Below are 16259 nucleotides of genomic sequence, written 5' to 3' on the forward strand. Positions count from 1 at the left end.
TAATCTTCATATAGGAGCTTGATGGCTTTATATTAACTTCCTAATATACTGGAGTTTAGACTAAGCAGTGCAAAACGACTCAGCACTGCTGAGTTAATAAAAATTACTGAGTATAGTAAAATACTTGTTAAAAGCATCAAGGATCTTGAAGCTCGGACAGAGGTGTAATGCTGATGTGTTATTAATTGTACCTCTAGCTACAAAAGCGTTTTGAACGAGTCATCTAATAAGCTCCTAAGGCTTTTCCGAAGGATTACACGGTATCAACGTGAGTCCAATAAACCTCTCCCTGCCTTGAACTTTAGTTCAAGTCTGTCCCTCTCCGACTCGGAGAGGGACGGTTTTGCATAATGAAGAGTGCTGAGTTCCAAGTGCTGAGTGCTGAGTTGAAAGACCGCCCGGGGCGGGGTATCAACCTTCTCTCTATAAGAAGATTCCGCCCACAAGGGGCGGGGCTTTTACCATAGTGCAGAAGTACTGAGTACTTCTTAAATTTACTCAGCACTCAGCACTGAGGGGTAAAACCTTCTTAGAGGTCTTTTTTACGGCTAATTAGATGGATACTATATGCTTCGTCTAACTCACGTGGTATTACCACCATTAGATTCCAGAATCACGTTGAAACCTTACACAGTCAGGTATTAATTCCTCTTACCCTTCAAGAATGAGCCAACGTACAGTGTCCTTGCCTTCGCTGCTGACTTCTGAATTCTTCTTTAACTTTACATTAATTAAAATACTAATTGCCATACACTTCACCAAAACTATGATCGGCAAGAATCTCGATCGCTAGATCAACTGCTGCGGCATCTTTTAGCAACGGCTTGATGAATAATTCCGGGTGAAGCGATCGCCAAAAATAATTGACAAATTCTTCTATCTCTGCATCGCTCATCCCTGACTTACCCCCAGCAATCATCTGCTGTTCCGCCTGTTTGCGCCACTTCAAAGAACAGCGGTAATCGGTGGGATAAAGCAAAATTAAGCTGTCTAATCGCTCCCACAGTGGTAAATAATCGTGGAGGCGATGATTAATATCACGGGCGAATGCTCTATCCTTCTCAGTGATAATTGGCGGTGGTGCTATATCAAATACATTTGGGTTGATTGGTCGTACACCCACAAACCAACCTTCAAATAGTACAATATCTACACCTGTAACGATTTCTGGAGTAGTGCGATCGCCAGCGCCTCCATAAGCAGATTTATCAAAGCGGGGAACCATCACTGAACTTTGCGACTGGCGGATTTGATTTAGCACCTTTAAGCCTAAGTCTACATCGTGGGTTCCTGGCGGCCCGCGCCAAATTAAGCGGGGATCTTGCTGTGTTAAAAGCAAGCGATCGCTGTAAGTTTTATATAAGTCATCCAAAGATAAACTTACAGTCCGGTATCCCAACTGATCGAGAATCAAACTGAGAATTTTGCAGGTTGTGGTTTTACCCGTGCCTTGTCCTCCCAATATTCCTTGAATCAGAGGGCGTTCCAATTGTTGGCGGTGCAATGCTATTTTGATTCCCAAAGGAAGCCATAAGTCCCACAAAACTGGTAACATTTCCTGGGGTTCCTTTTGGAGGCTAGTTTGGCAAAATTGCTTAAAAGCTGGCAAGACAGATTTTAGTAAATGCGATCGCTCTTTGATCGCTTCATCGACATTTTCCGGCGCGATCCCAAAAGCTTTAGCCCTTAACCGATCTGCCAGCGCTGCAACTCTAGCTTGCTGCTGCCAAGTTTCCACCACCGCATCGGTTGTCAAAATTTCACCCAGCCACAAATTCATAAATTCCCCATCTCACTACGATCCCAGCTTGAAGGCTTCGAGAAACAGGCTGTAGGTGAAACCAACTTTGAGGAGATTCAATGAGTCTATCAAGAGCGATCGCCTTGACAAAAAACTGCGACTATAAAATATCCTACTGGTAATTTCCGTCAACAGTACTAAAAAACCAGCTGCCACAATATCTAATTCTGCCCGTTGTCCAGCTGTCGTGGAAACTGCATTTCCCAGAAAAAAACCGAACAAAAAACTAATTATCAGCAACGATAGCCGCCGCCAAGGATTTACAAACCATTGCCCCAAGCGTGTAGCAATGGCATCGAACAAGTTATTGAGACGAGTATTTTGCATTGAGGGGACTTCTGGGGAAAAGTCAAGATATCTTGAAATATACAGCAGAATTCAGGAGTCAGAATGGGCTACGCCCCGCTGCGCTAACAGAATTCAGAAGTAAAACAGGCTTTATATCTGGCTTTAAGACTTAGCTTGTATACCTCACTAACTTGAAATTCGCTGTATCTATATTAAATTAAGCAGGATATTGGTTTTAGTATCAGCTTGTTTGTTAATATTGTAGATATCTACTACGATTCCAGTGTTTCTTCAAATTTGCTCATACTATCATCTTTAGAGAAGTACATTTTCTTAGAAGATGTTTGGGAACTATAAATATTTAGTTTTATCCCCATAAGCAAGCTTGAAATAAAGGGGAAAATGACTCAAATTCCCTCTTATTGAAGGAAAATAGTCCATTACGCGAGTTTCCTCACTTTTAGCCATATAGGTAAACAAGCTACCTGTAGTGTCTTCAAATAGGAGAAAGGACTAGCGTATATTTAGGGGGATCTGCGATCGCTTGGTATATCAATAGGCACTTCCCAAACATCCTCTCAATAAGGTGGCTTTTCATAGCAGAAAATAAAATATACCACTTAGATTTATCTGAGGTTTGGCAAAGCACGCCTTGTTAGAGCTGCTAGCGGTTTCAGGCAACTTTTATTTTTTATACAAATGAATTAGCTAGCTCTGTATCAAATGTTATTTTTTTATTCAATACTACGGTCAAAATTCCAAGGGATGGGTGTCTGTAACCCTTGTTTTTCAAACATAAAAGAAATTATTTACTCCAAATATTTTCTCATCAAAATGATATTTATAATACATCCGTGTCCCTAATTTTAACAAAGTCTATATTAGGCTAATTTGTATGATTATCTTTTGGGATAATAGGCTACTATTTGGTCAAGCCTAGACAAAATATTTATTTCTAATAACTATCAATATGAAATATTCAGTGTATCGTAACGTCGGTGTTACAGCATCTTGCTTGGGACTGCTTGTTGCTCTGGTGGGATGCTTTGGAATTAGCGTATCCTTTGAGTCCACAAACCCAGATACATCTTCACAACTGCCAACAGAAACTTTTCAGAAGCAGACAACTTCTGTTTTACCTAAATCTGTTTTACCTAAAAAAGATACTGCTGCTAGTGTATCTACTCCAGTAACTAACTCAACCAATCAAACAGAACATACCAGTAAAGAGAAGACTTATCCTGTCTTGGCAGATCGTGATAAATCAGCTAGCAAAGTCAACAATCAAGGGACTTTGCGAATGAGCAATCAAACAAATCAGCCTGTACGGCTGGCTCTACTGGCACGACAGTCGGTAGCGAAAGGCGCTAGTACTAAACAAACTAACTATGATGTACCAGCACATTGGGATTTTGCCCCCCAAGAAGGTAGTGAGAAGGGACTGATTTTATCCCTACCTCAGAATAATTTAAAGCTGGAGAAAGGAGATATTTTAGTTGCTTTTGCACAAGATGGTTCCCGTCGTTACTGGGGCCCTTATGTTGTCGGTGAAACTCAATTACCTAAGTGGAATTCGCAAAACAAAGAATGGCAACTAGTGTTGAGTCCTTGAAGGAGGCAGGGGGCAGGGGGCAGGGGCAAAATAATAGTTCCCCTTTTGTGTTAGCGATAGCGCGGCGTTTAACCCATTCCCAGTCCTGGTACAAGAAATGAGATTCCACACTCAGCACTCATTACTCATTACTCAGCACTCATTGCCACGCCACTACCCTATAGTTGGTAAAGTGTTGAGTAATGAGTAGAAGAAAATCGTTGAATTAAAAACTCCGAAGAACAAAAGATAGATAACCAACGACTATTGATTAGTGATTGTTGACTATTGACTAAATGAGAATGAAATTGAGTGTTAAGCGCACTGTTGATCAGTGGTTCAACAAAATAGCAAAAAATCCAGCCCTGAGTGTAACTGTGTCGATTTTGGGGTTGATGCTGATTGGCTGGGTGGCTTTTGGCTGGAATTTGGGCAATATTGGCTTGATTGATGAGACAGAGCCGCTGTTTGCCGAAGCTTCCCGCCAGATGTTCGTTACAGGTGATTGGATTACCCCATTTTTCAATGGTGACACTCGTTTCGATAAACCTGCTTTAATTTACTGGTGTCAAGCGATCGCATTTCACCTAATTGGGGTGAATGAGTGGGCAGTACGTCTTCCTTCTGCGATCGCAGCATTAGGCTTAGTCTGTTTAGCTTTTTACACCATACAGTGGTATTTGACTAAACAAGACGAATTAGAGCAAGTTTCACGTCCCACTCGCCGCTACTTAATATCTTTTATCGCAGCAGCGCTCATGGCACTCAATCCCGAAACTATTATTTGGGCGAGAACGGGTGTCTCTGATATGCTGCTCACTGGTTGCATGGCATCAGCCTTGTTATGTTTCTTTCTAGGGTATGCAGGGGAGGAAGAGAATGGGGATTGGGGACTGGAGACTGGGAAACTGGGGACTGGGGAGGAATTTTCCCAATCCCGGCGCGAAACGACCTCCCTATTACCTAATAAGTGGTACTTAGCTTTTTATGTGCTGATTGCTGGCGCAATTTTGACTAAAGGGCCAGTGGGAATTGTCTTGCCAGGGCTAATTGTTGGTGCTTTTTTGCTTTATGTGGGTAAAGTACTAGAGGTGTTGCGGGAAATGCGCCTCTTTGTAGGTATACTGATAATTCTCGGTTTGTCAGTGCCCTGGTATGCTTTAGTAATTTGGCGCAATGGCTGGAATTATATTAACTCCTTCTTTGGTTATCACAACCTGGAACGCTTTACAGAAGTAGTTAATGGTCACTCAGCACCTTGGTATTTTTACTTCGTAATAGTGTTGCTGGGGTTTGCGCCATACTCAGTGTATTTACCAGCCTCTATAATCAGACTAAAGTTTTGGAAGCGATCGCATTGGCGATCTCTTGAACGTTTTCAGCAATTTGGTCTATTTGCCTGGTTCTGGTTTGCTAGCATTTTTGTCTTTTTCTGCATTGCTGTCACTAAACTCCCTAGCTACGTATTGCCTTTAATGCCAGCAGCAGCAATTCTGGTAGCCTTGTTGTGGAGTGACCTTTTCCCCAGCAATGAATACGACGAGAAGACACAAATACATGGGGAAAAGGAAAAAGTATTTGATAATTCCTCTTCATCCCCACGTGTCTCCATCCCCACATCACTCATTTGGAGTGGTTGGGTGAATGTAGTGTTTTTATCATTTTTGTCAACAGCATTATTTAACCTAACCCATATATTAGGTACTGATCCAGCTATCAGCAACTTCCACGAACTAATTCAACAATCTGGTATACCAGTAATAGCGGGTATAATTTGGCTGGTATGTGCTGTTTTGATTGCTGGTTTTTTACTGATTCGTCGCTGGAACTACGTTATCAGTATTAATTTAATCGGGTTTGTGGCGTTTTTAATTTTTGTCTTAACGCCTGCTTTGTTCTTTATAGATCGAGAACGTCAATTACCCTTAAGGGAATTGTCTGCGGTCATCCTAGAAGCAAAACAACCAAATGAAGAATTGATCATGCTTGGCTTCAAAAAGCCTAGTGTGGTATTTTACAGCCACATTCATGTAAATTATTTAGGATTTCCCCAAGAGGCTTTACAGCATATTAAAAACCAAGCTGCCAAAGGATTAAAACCTGCCTCAGTGCTGCTGTTGGCTGAACAGAAAAAGTTTTTACAAATGGACTTACAGCCAGATGATTACAAAAGTTTATCCACCAAGGGTGCTTATAACTTGGTTCGAGTTCCTTTTAAGAAAAAGAAAAATGAAAAAATAGATATATCGTAACGGGGACTGGGGATTGGGGATTAGGGATTGGGGATTGGGGATTAGGAAAGATAAGTTTGTAGATTTATATCCTAAGTAATCTTAAAAGAATTTCTTCCCCAGTACCCAGTACCCAGTACCCAGTACCCAGTACCCAGTACCCAATCCCTATTAACATTTGCCATTGTAACCGTTGACAGCTAAAGCTTGATTGATCTGATTTAAGAGGTCTTCCATTGATATCGATCGCGGTAATATTTGGGTAGCGATCGCACCAACAACAGTTTCTATCGGTTCCAAACCATTCTTCTTCTGCTCCTGATAAGCTACCCCAGACTGGAAGCTAGTTTCTGGACGATTTAATCGCTGATTTAGTACCAAAATTGGTGGTAGCTTTAACGGCGAATCTCCTAATGTTTTCAGTGCTTTGAGTACATCTTTGTGGATAGCAGATTCTCCTAAACAAATTAGCAGTAAGTCAACGCTTTGGTGGCGAATTTGTTGTAACACTTCTGCCCAACAAGGACTCATCGCCGCTTTGAAGCCTGCTGTTTGTAGATACTGAATTAAAGCTTGGAACCACTCAGAACCCCGTTCCGCAGTTTCACTACTAATTGAGCAATTTTTTTCAGTCCGATAACCCTTCGCTGGCTTGCGTCTTACCTGGGGAAAATCACGCAGCATTGTCAAATCCACTACCAAGATGTTAGGAGGGCAGCAAATCCCAGAAGCAATTTGCAGTACTGATAGTAAGGCATCTGTTTTCTCGGTGCGATTGCTGTTATCTTTCGCAAATGGTGTTAAGTAAGGAAATACAGATAGCCCTGGTATCTTAGAAGCTATTAACGTGGTTGCGACATCGCAAGTAACCAATGGTATAGCCGCTAAACGCGGGTGTCCAATTAGTTCTTGCAGATAAATTTGGGCTGTGGTACTTTCGACATCAAGCAAAATGACATCAAACTGCCATACCCGCGCCAGAAGTTCTGCCTGATCTAGGTCATCTACTTCAATCACCCGATGTTCTCGAAGTGAAGGGTGGGGATTAACTGATTCCAACTGGGGATTTACCAACCTGAGAATTCGCAGTGGGGTTTTTGTTGGGGTAATTGCATCGTTGTTTAACCCTTGCTGCCCAACTGCTTGTACAGTACATAATTTTTCGAGAACTGGTGCTAATACCTGATGCTCAACTGGCAAACTTAAGAAACCATCGGCTCGATTAGCAAATGCTTGCTCCTTTTCGGCTCCCGTCGCTGTCACAATTACAGATATATGACGGGTTGCGGTGTCAGATTTTAGTAAAGTCAGCACATCCCAACCTGATAGTAGGGGTAGCAATGGATTCAAAAATATCGCTATTGGTTGCAAGCGCCGAGCTTTTTCGACTGCTTCTGTCCCCGATCGCGCAATCACTACCCGATATCCTAAACCTTTGAGTTGTTCGGTCAAGTCTTCAATATATCTGGCTACTGCCTCGACTACCAAAACCAGCCGTTGCGAACTAGCGTGATGATGCTGTGTGGGCGTACTAACATACTGACGAGCGGCTGCGGGGTTTTGCCGTGTCTGTTGGTGTCGTGTTTCCTCGTTTTCTCTGATTCCCATATCTGGTTCAGAAAAGCCTGTATTTGGGGGACTAGGGGGCAGCAGTAGTGTAAACTGGCTACCTTTTCCTTCACGCGATAAAAAGCTGACATCTCCTCCGTGCAGACGAGCCAAGGCGCGAGTTAATACTAGCCCTAAACCAGTGCCTTCAAATTGGCGGGTGAGGGGATTTTCTAGTTGTTGGAATTTTTGAAAGATTAAGTGTTGCTGGTGTTCAGGAATGCCAATGCCTGTATCCCAAACGGTAAAGGCAATCCATCCTTCCCAACGACTTACCCGCAACCCAATTTCGCCAGATATTTCGGTGAATTTAAAGGCGTTGGAAAGTAGGTGTACTAGCATCTGGCGTAAGCGCAACTCATCTGCCACCATTTGATCTAAGCCTAGTTCAATGGAAAGGCAGAATTGGGGAGCGGATGAACGCGCATTTGGAGGTGGCGAGGCGGATGTCGCTTTAGTAGTTTGAGTGTGGATAGCTTTGGCCTCCGATAGGGCGCGATCGCACACAGCCCGAATTTTTACCGGAGTCAGCGTCAAATCCATTTGTCCCGTCTCCATTCGGGTCAAATCTAAAATATCATTAACCACACTCATCAGGTGGCGTCCACTTTGATGAATCAGTCCTGCATAACGGGCTTGACGCTCGTTAAGTTCTCCCAACTGCTGATCCACCAGCAAGCGCGATAATCCTAAAACAGCAGTTAGGGGAGTTTTGAGTTCATGACTAATACAAGCTAAAAACTCGTCTTTCAACCGATTGAGTTGAATTAAATCGGCATTTTTTGCCGCCAATTCTTTGCAAAGCTGTTGCTGTTCAGTCACATCAGTAGCTAAAACTAACCACAAATCAGTGCTGAGTGTTGAGTGCTGAGTGCTGTTAGCGGTAGCGGGGCGTTTAGCCCGTGCTGAAAACTCAGGACTATCTAAGGGAATTTTGGCAAATTGCCAGATTCGCTCTTGACCATTTTGCACTTCGACAACGCAGGTACAAGTACCCACTTGACTATCTAAATAGCACCGACTGTATCCAGTATCTAATAATGCTTCTGGCTGAATCAGTTCCTCTTCACCATGCTCATTCTCCCTGCCATTGGGATGAACCTTGATTGCTTGTTGAGTAACATATTCTGGTGTTTCCAAGAGGTTGGGGATAAGTATTGCCTCTACCTGTTGCCTAACTCCTTCTGGATCTTTTAAGGTTCCTAATTGCTGCCACCAGGCGGGATTTCGCGCGACCACTTCGCCAGTACCCGTTTGCAACATCAAAGGCCAAGGCAGTCTTTCTAGCAAGTGAACCAGTGGTTGGTGTCCTAATGACTTGGATTCATTTGTCCCAGCATCATACTCATGGTGATGCTCACCTGAGCTTTGTAAGCCAGCCATGCCTTCTTTGGCTAGCGATCGCACCAGGCGTGAACTATCCAGCAGCCCCAAATATCGACCATCAGAGTCAATCAGCGCCCAATCTAAGTTCTGCTGTTTTTCGGCTGCATCGCCCAAGTGCAAGCTCAATTGCTCTACACGCTCAGAAGCTAATATTGTCTGTATTGGCTCAACTAGACCTTGACCCCAGGTAGAGAGCGATTGGTGTAAATTTAGATTTTTATCGTCACTATGTGCTAATAATTTTGGGATTAAACGGGCAGCATACAGCAATCCGATGGGGCATTGCTGTTGATTCACTACTACCAAGCGATCGCACTGCTCTTGCTCAAAAATCTCCAACACCACTGCCAGAGAACTTGTTTGAGGGCAGCTAGGTACGGTTGCCTGAAAGTCATAAAGCGGGTAATCTAGCATTAACATAGGGCTTTGGGGGTCATTCTTCCTGTGGAACCCTCCGGCATTTCCATCGGCCAGTTGATGGTCTTTTCGCCTGAAGTCATATCCTCTAAGAAGACTCATATAAGCAACTCTGGTTATTTCAACGCCATTAAAACAATGGGATTTCCCTTCACGGACACTTGCTTGCGGACGAGTGCATTTTTTCAAGAGGCCATATTTCTCATTTTTGGCAACTAGCCTCCCCAGTGTCTTACTGGTATTTAAACTCCTCATCGATAGCGACGGTTAAAACAATTATGACCCCAAAGATTCGCTTTAGAACCTTGAGGAATTATAATGATTTAGAACGCGACAATCCTTTAAGTTCGTTTAAGTATCTTATCAAGGAGCAAAATCAAAAAGTCTATCTATTTATATACATAGATATGCAAATAATAAACTAGCTACTGCGTCTTGCTATGCTGAAATATAGCTCATCATCAAAGACCTACTAAGTCTTACTACTCAGTTGCGGCACTAGGTTGTTGATTGGCTAGCACTATCTGCTAACACAGAGCGTTATTTTGGGGTGGAATCACCATTTTACTGTGGCCAGTATTACCCTAAAACCGTTAGCCAAACTTATCAGCCCACCTTTATTGGTTCGGGCGATCAAAGAAATATATTTAAGAATAGATGTTATTACCGATATTGATTCTGCAACCTGATGTTAACAAATGTTTAGATAATCTAGCTGACTTAGCCAACCAAAAAAAAATGGTCGCGTGGGTGTGGAACTTGCTCGATGCGGTTATTGCCCAGTTTTCTTACCTACCCGTTGATGCAACTGCCACTGTAAACATCAACTATTTCCCAAATTGGCTGCAACAAGATCCAAGTAAGGCATACACTGGCAAGTACGTCTATGTGTTTGCCAGTCAGATGCAAAAAAGCCAACAGCATTTCCAGGAGATGACTCTAGCAGAAAGGCAAGGATTATTAAGACAGCTTAAATCGGATTATAGCCTGATTCTTATAGATTATTTTAGCACAGATAAAACACTCAAAGATAAAATTGATAAATTTATCAATACTATATTTTATGCTAATATTCCTGTGCCGCAAATAATCGAAATTCACATGGAGGTAATTGAAGAATTTTCTAACCAGCTAAAGTTAGAAGGAAGGAGCAATGAAACGCTACTTGATTACCGTCTAACCTTGATAGATATCCTAGCTCACCTATGTGAAGTCTATCGCAGTTCGATTTCTAAATAAATTAAATTCATCAATGTTAAACTTTTCTTGATGTGCGAAAGATATTGTATTTTTATGCTCATGACTAGCGATTAAGTATATGAAGAAACTCAGAAAAACCTATGTTCTTAAGCTTTACGTAGCAGGGAACACTCCTAATTCAGTCAGAGCTTTAAAAACACTCAAAGATATTTTAGAACAGGAGTTTGAAGGTGTTTATGCTTTGAAAGTGATCGATGTACTGAAAAGCCCACAGCTGGCGGAAGAAGATAAGATATTAGCAACGCCAACATTATCTAAAATTTTGCCTCCACCCGTTCGCAAAATTATCGGGGATCTTTCAGATAGAGAAAGAGTATTGATTGGATTAGATTTACTCTATGAAGAACTCAGTGAAGAAGATATTGAAGAGTAAAATTGTAATCATAAAAAAATTAGTACAAACTTTATTCATAAAAAACAGGTTTTCATACAAATTTATTATCAAGCAATGAGTGAAAACGAGCAATTAGAACCAACGCAACGACCGAAAATTGGGGGTTTAGAAAAAATTCGGACGATGATCGAAGGATTTGACGATATTAGTCATGGTGGTTTACCAATTGGTAGAACTACCTTGATTAGTGGCACTTCCGGTACAGGTAAAACTTTATTCTCTCTTCAGTTTCTCTATAACGGTATCACCTACTTTGATGAAGCTGGAGTATTTGTTACCTTTGAAGAATCGCCTAGTGATATTATTAAAAATGCCAATATTTTTGGCTGGAACTTGCCACGTCTAATTGAAGAAGGCAAGTTATTTATTCTTGATGCCTCTCCCGATCCGGAAGGTCAAGATATAGTTGGAAATTTTGACCTTTCTGCACTCATTGAGCGCTTGCAATATGCGATTCGTAAATACAAAGCTAAACGAGTTTCCATCGACTCGATAACAGCAGTATTTCAGCAGTATGAAGCAATGGGAGTAGTACGACGCGAGATTTTTCGCCTTGTAGCGCGTCTCAAACTGCTGAGTGTTACCACTGTAATTACTACTGAACGTGGTGAAGAATATGGGCCCGTTGCCTCTTTCGGAGTAGAAGAATTTGTTTCTGATAATGTAGTAATTGTTCGCAACGTTTTAGAAGGAGAACGCCGCCGCCGCACAATTGAAATTCTCAAGTTGCGTGGTACAACTCACATGAAAGGTGAATATCCCTTCACAATTACTAATGAAGGAGTTAACATCTTCCCACTGGGAGCAATGCGCTTAACTCAACGATCTTCTAATGTCAGAGTATCTTCTGGTGTCAAAACCTTAGATGAAATGTGCGGTGGTGGTTTCTTCAAAGATTCCATCATTTTGGCAACAGGAGCCACAGGTACCGGCAAAACCTTGTTAGTCAGTAAGTTTATTCAAGATGGCTGTCTCAATGGAGAACAGGCGATATTATTTGCCTATGAAGAATCACGGGCTCAACTATCTCGTAATGCTTCTTCTTGGGGAATTGATTTTGAAGAATTAGAGCATCAAGGTTTACTCAAAATCATCTGTACCTATCCCGAATCAACTGGCTTAGAAGACCACCTACAAATTATTAAATCAGAAATTGCGATCTTCAAACCTGCTCGCATCGCTATCGATTCCCTTTCGGCACTAGCTAGAGGAGTGAGCAATAATGCATTTCGGCAGTTTGTAATTGGGGTGACGGGTTATGCTAAACAAGAAGAAATTACTGGTTTCTTTACTAACACAACCGACCAATTTCTGGGAGCGCATTCCATTACTGACTCTCATATTTCCACGATTACCGATACAATTCTAATGTTACAGTACGTAGAAATTCGCGGCGAAATGTCGCGGGCAATTAACGTATTTAAAATGAGAGGTTCTTGGCACGATAAGGGCATTCGTGAGTATAATATTACTGCTGACGGGCCAGATATCAAAGATTCTTTCCGAAACTACGAACGGATTATCAGCGGTGCTCCTACTCGCGTTAGTATCGATGAAAAGGCGGAACTTTCTCGCATTGTTAGACGTTTTGAAGACAAACAGAGTTCCGAACCCTAAATTTAGTATCGTAGTATATTCTTTCCTAAGTTTAGTATCGTGCTATATTCTGTGGTGAAGAAAGGTTTTCTGCCGCTAGATTGATTTTCGTGTGAGGGGATGCGGTGAAAGGACAGCAATTATTTTATAGCTTCTTACCTGGTGTAACGGCAGCGGTATTAACAACCCAGCCTGCTTGGGCTGGTACTGCGAAATTAACTGGGGTACAACTGGCGTCTTCTCCTAGTGTTTTGACTTCTACTTATGGTCAACACTTGGCTGTAGACACTATGAATACGCAACTGCCCAACAGTGCAAATGTTAGTGTTCCAACCCTAGTACCTACTTTTGGTTTTACTAAACTCAGTGTGAAGCCTTTAAGTAATAGCAGTATTCCAGCATTTACGGCTGACAATACTGTTTTGCCAATGAAGAAAGATGAAGGTAGATTTTTAAGTCTGACACCTACCTCTAATCCTTCTCAACAGCCAGATGTTACCCAGTTTGCTCAAAGCAAGCAAAAACAGAGTAATTCAGACCTGAATGGACAGAAATTAAAGAAGATACTAGTTCCTAACTATACTTCAAAACCCAATTCTGTCCAAAAAGAAATTTTGTCTCTGTCTTCTGCACAGCCACCAGTGGGTCAAAAGATAAATACTGTTACTCAGTTACAAACATTTTTACAAACTTCAGCCACAGGTGGAGGAACAGCAAAACTGTTGTCAGCGCAGAGGTGTCCACAGGAGTTAGGAAAAAGCAAAACTGACTCCTCGACTAATTTGCTACTGGCCTCAAGCACCTGCTTACAACAAAATGCTATTGGCCTCGTGGCTCAAAGTAATACCCCGATTCCGACAGATTCGACGCCAACTCCCGCTGTACCGGAAACTGTAGTTCCGACATCGGGGGGTTCGGTGCAACCTACCACTGTGCCAGGAACCGTAATTCCGTCGGGGGGTTCGGTGCAACCTACTAATGTGCCAGGAAGCGTGACTCCTGCACCCTCTGGTCCGGTGCAAATTCCAGAGAACCTGATTCCTAACTCAAATCCTCTGCAATTTCCCACCAAACCAGAGGAAGTGAAACTTCAGGGGAATCAGCCGATTACTTTGGCACAGGCTTTGGAGTTAGCACGGCGTAACAATCACGATCTCCAGGTGTCGTTATTGGAGCTAGAACGTAATAAAGCGGCTCTACGCGAGGCGCAAGCTGCTTTGTTGCCCACTCTGGGACTTAGCACCGATCTGACTCGTAGTCAGTCTTCTAGTAATCAGCTTCAGGACGCATTAAACGGGCCATTTGCCCCTCAGCAAGATAAACCCGGTACATCTTTTTCTGGTCAGGCACAACTTTCATATAATATCTACACTTCTGGGAGAGTGCAAGCTAGCGTCAACGCGGCTGAAGAACAAGTGCGTTATAACGAGTTGGCTGTAGAAACTCAGTCTGAGACAATCCGTCTGAATGTTGCCACTGACTACTACAATCTGCAACAAGCCGATGAACAAGTACGGATTGCCCAATCGGCTGTAGTCAACTCTGAGGCGAGTTTGCGTGATGCAGAAGCTTTAGAGCGGGCTGGGGTTGGTACGCGGTTTGATGTGTTGCGATCGCAGGTGAATTTAGCAAATGCCCAACAAAATTTAACTAATGCTAGATCCCAGCAGACAATTTCCCGTCGTCAATTAGCAACTCGAATCAGTTTGCCCCAAGGGATAAATATCAGTGCTGCTGACCCTGTACAATTAGCTGGTCTTTGGAATCCCACACTAGAACAAAGTATTGTGTTGGCTTATCAAAATCGTCCAGAACTACAACAGCAGTTAGCACAACGCAATATCAGCGAACAACAGCGTCGGCAAGCCCTTGCAGAACTAGGCCCTCAAATTAGTTTGGTAGGTAGCTACGACATCCTAGACCAGTTCAATGATAATGTCAGCTTTACTGATGGTTATTCATTCGGAGTTAGGGCAACCCTAAGTTTGTATGACGGAGGAGCCGCAAGAGCAAGAGCAGCTCAGTCAAAAGTTAATATTGCGATCGCAGAAACTCAATTTGCTGAACAGCGCAACCAAATTCGCTTTCAGGTAGAACAAGCCTATTCTACCCAGCAATCTAGTTTGGAGAATGTTCAAACCGCTAATACTGCTTTAGAACAAGCTAGGGAAGCTCTACGTTTAGCGCGTTTGCGATTCCAAGCTGGTGTAGGCACTCAAACTGATGTTATTAACTCTGAAAACGACCTCACACAAGCTGAAGGTAATCGAGTCACAGCGATTTTGGATTACAATCGCGCTTTAGCTCAGTTACAACGGTCTGTTACCCTCAGAGCATTACGCTAGAACTGCTGACTTTATATCCTAATTAAAAATTCAAAAAGCCTCATTTTCCAATAATTACATTGAATAATGAGGCTTTTTGGTCAAAAAAAAACCTATTTGTAACAGGAATTTTGTGAAATGATATAGCATAACTGAGTGGTAGATCGCTCGCCTTGTCAAAGACTCATGACTAAAGTAACATCTCAAGAGATTGCACAGTTTCGCTCTCAATTGGCAGATGATCCCAGCGATATGGAAGCGCTGGATTTGATTGAAGACTGTGAGGGAGATTTAGAAGATGCAGCGATGACGCTAGCTATCCGCGCCGGACAACAGCCAGAAAGAGCAAATTCCGAGTGGTTAGATGCTTTAGCTAGAAAATGGCGTGTCGTCATTTGCGAACAAGAATATCGAGAAGATTTACTTAATACTTCTCTTCAAAAGATGATGGAACATTTAAAAACAACGCCAACCTTTCCTAAGATTTTGGCAGCACCAGTTTTAATATATGTCCTCAAGCAAGGCGTAAACAATTTTTGTGAGCCACTAGATTTGCTCAAGTGATCAGCCTATATATATTTAACTTGTGCTAGCTTGTGCGATGCCTGCGGCGGGCTATGCCTAAGCGGTTTGCAGTTGAGTTCAATACAGACCTAACCCCCAGCCCCTTCCCTGCTAGCGTTGGGGAGTAACGAATAAAAGCCCCTCCTAATTCCTAACTCCTAACTCCTAACTCCTACTCAATACAAGATTGATTCGACCAGGACTGATACGCTGTTAATTAAGGCAAAACTTCTATTAGACAAATTGTAAAATCAATGAATTACCTTGTTGCCGTATTACCTGACCGGATTCAAGCCGAAGCTGCTTACTTAGCCTTAGAAAAAGAAGGCATAAACAGTACTATCCTGGGGAGGGGGTATAAAACGGCTGATGAGTTCGGCTTAATTGATCCCAAAGACCAAGCTAAAAAGCAAGCAAAATTGATGGCAACCTGGCTGATACCATTTGGCTTTTTTGCAGGTTTTACATTCAGCCTCATCACAGGTTTAAATACTTTTTCCTGGGCGGGTGAAGTTGGCAATCACATCATTGGTGGACTGCTGGGTGCTGTTAGTGGTGCGATGGGTGGTGTGTTTGTCGGTGGTGGAGTCGGTTTACTAGTAGGTGGTGGTGATGCTTTACCTTATCGCAATCGCTTAGATGCAGGTAAATATTTAGTTGCTGTTCAAGGTTCTGAAACTCTGACTCGGCAAGCAACGAGAATATTACGTCAGTTTGATCCAGAAAATATCCAAGGTTATGCTGACACAAATACTGTGTATTGAACACTGTGTATTGAACCTCAGATAATGCTGAAGCC

At 42.5% G+C, this 16259-nt stretch carries 11 protein-coding genes; 8 read left to right on the forward strand and 3 right to left on the reverse strand.

Annotated elements, in window-relative coordinates; all coding sequences use genetic code 11:
- Positions 1–739: 739 nt before the first annotated feature.
- Both V7L07_RS07825 and V7L07_RS07830 read right to left on the reverse strand, forming a co-directional pair.
- Positions 740–1780 carry a glycerate kinase gene (locus V7L07_RS07825; protein ID WP_335056576.1) on the reverse strand — a complete coding sequence of 347 codons (1041 nt, stop codon included), beginning with the start codon at positions 1778–1780 and terminating at the stop codon, positions 740–742.
- Between the two features lie 15 nt (positions 1781–1795).
- On the reverse strand, positions 1796–2128 hold the full coding sequence (locus V7L07_RS07830; RefSeq protein WP_335056578.1) for a DUF565 domain-containing protein: 333 nt from the start codon (positions 2126–2128) through the stop codon (positions 1796–1798).
- A 931-nt stretch (positions 2129–3059) separates the two neighbouring features.
- Here V7L07_RS07830 and V7L07_RS07835 point away from each other — a divergent pair.
- On the forward strand, positions 3060–3701 hold the full coding sequence (locus tag V7L07_RS07835) for a hypothetical protein (RefSeq protein ID WP_335056580.1): 642 nt from the start codon (positions 3060–3062) through the stop codon (positions 3699–3701).
- 275 nt (positions 3702–3976) lie between these two features.
- Positions 3977–5932 (forward strand): ArnT family glycosyltransferase, encoded by a 1956-nt coding sequence (locus V7L07_RS07840; protein WP_335056582.1) that lies wholly within the window; start codon positions 3977–3979, stop codon positions 5930–5932.
- 150 nt (positions 5933–6082) lie between these two features.
- Here V7L07_RS07840 and V7L07_RS07845 read toward each other — a convergent pair whose 3' ends face one another.
- Complete coding sequence (locus V7L07_RS07845) at positions 6083–9424, reverse strand: ATP-binding protein (RefSeq protein WP_442936026.1); 3342 nt, start codon at positions 9422–9424, stop codon at positions 6083–6085.
- Positions 9425–9979: 555 nt separating this feature from the next.
- Between V7L07_RS07845 and V7L07_RS07850 the strand changes: the two genes are divergently transcribed.
- The 6 genes from V7L07_RS07850 to V7L07_RS07875 all read left to right on the forward strand — a co-directional run bounded on the left by V7L07_RS07850 (position 9980) and on the right by V7L07_RS07875 (position 16224).
- Positions 9980–10561 (forward strand): KaiA family protein, encoded by a 582-nt coding sequence (locus V7L07_RS07850; protein WP_335056584.1) that lies wholly within the window; start codon positions 9980–9982, stop codon positions 10559–10561.
- Between the two features lie 79 nt (positions 10562–10640).
- On the forward strand, positions 10641–10955 hold the full coding sequence (gene kaiB / locus V7L07_RS07855) for a circadian clock protein KaiB (protein WP_179066879.1): 315 nt from the start codon (positions 10641–10643) through the stop codon (positions 10953–10955).
- Positions 10956–11030: 75 nt separating this feature from the next.
- Complete coding sequence (gene kaiC, locus V7L07_RS07860) at positions 11031–12593, forward strand: circadian clock protein KaiC (protein ID WP_335056586.1); 1563 nt, start codon at positions 11031–11033, stop codon at positions 12591–12593.
- Between the two features lie 104 nt (positions 12594–12697).
- Positions 12698–14917, forward strand: a complete 2220-nt coding sequence (locus V7L07_RS07865) for a TolC family protein (RefSeq protein WP_335056588.1) — start codon at positions 12698–12700, stop codon at positions 14915–14917.
- 165 nt (positions 14918–15082) lie between these two features.
- The gene (locus V7L07_RS07870; RefSeq protein WP_179066882.1) at positions 15083–15460 is read left to right on the forward strand and encodes a hypothetical protein; all 378 of its coding nucleotides are present in this window, start codon (positions 15083–15085) and stop codon (positions 15458–15460) included.
- Positions 15461–15714: 254 nt separating this feature from the next.
- The gene (locus V7L07_RS07875) at positions 15715–16224 is read left to right on the forward strand and encodes a hypothetical protein (protein ID WP_335056590.1); all 510 of its coding nucleotides are present in this window, start codon (positions 15715–15717) and stop codon (positions 16222–16224) included.
- Positions 16225–16259: the final 35 nt, after the last annotated feature.

The organism is Nostoc sp. (genome assembly GCF_036916985.1).
In the GTDB taxonomy this organism is placed as follows: Bacteria; Cyanobacteriota; Cyanobacteriia; order Cyanobacteriales; family Nostocaceae; genus Nostoc.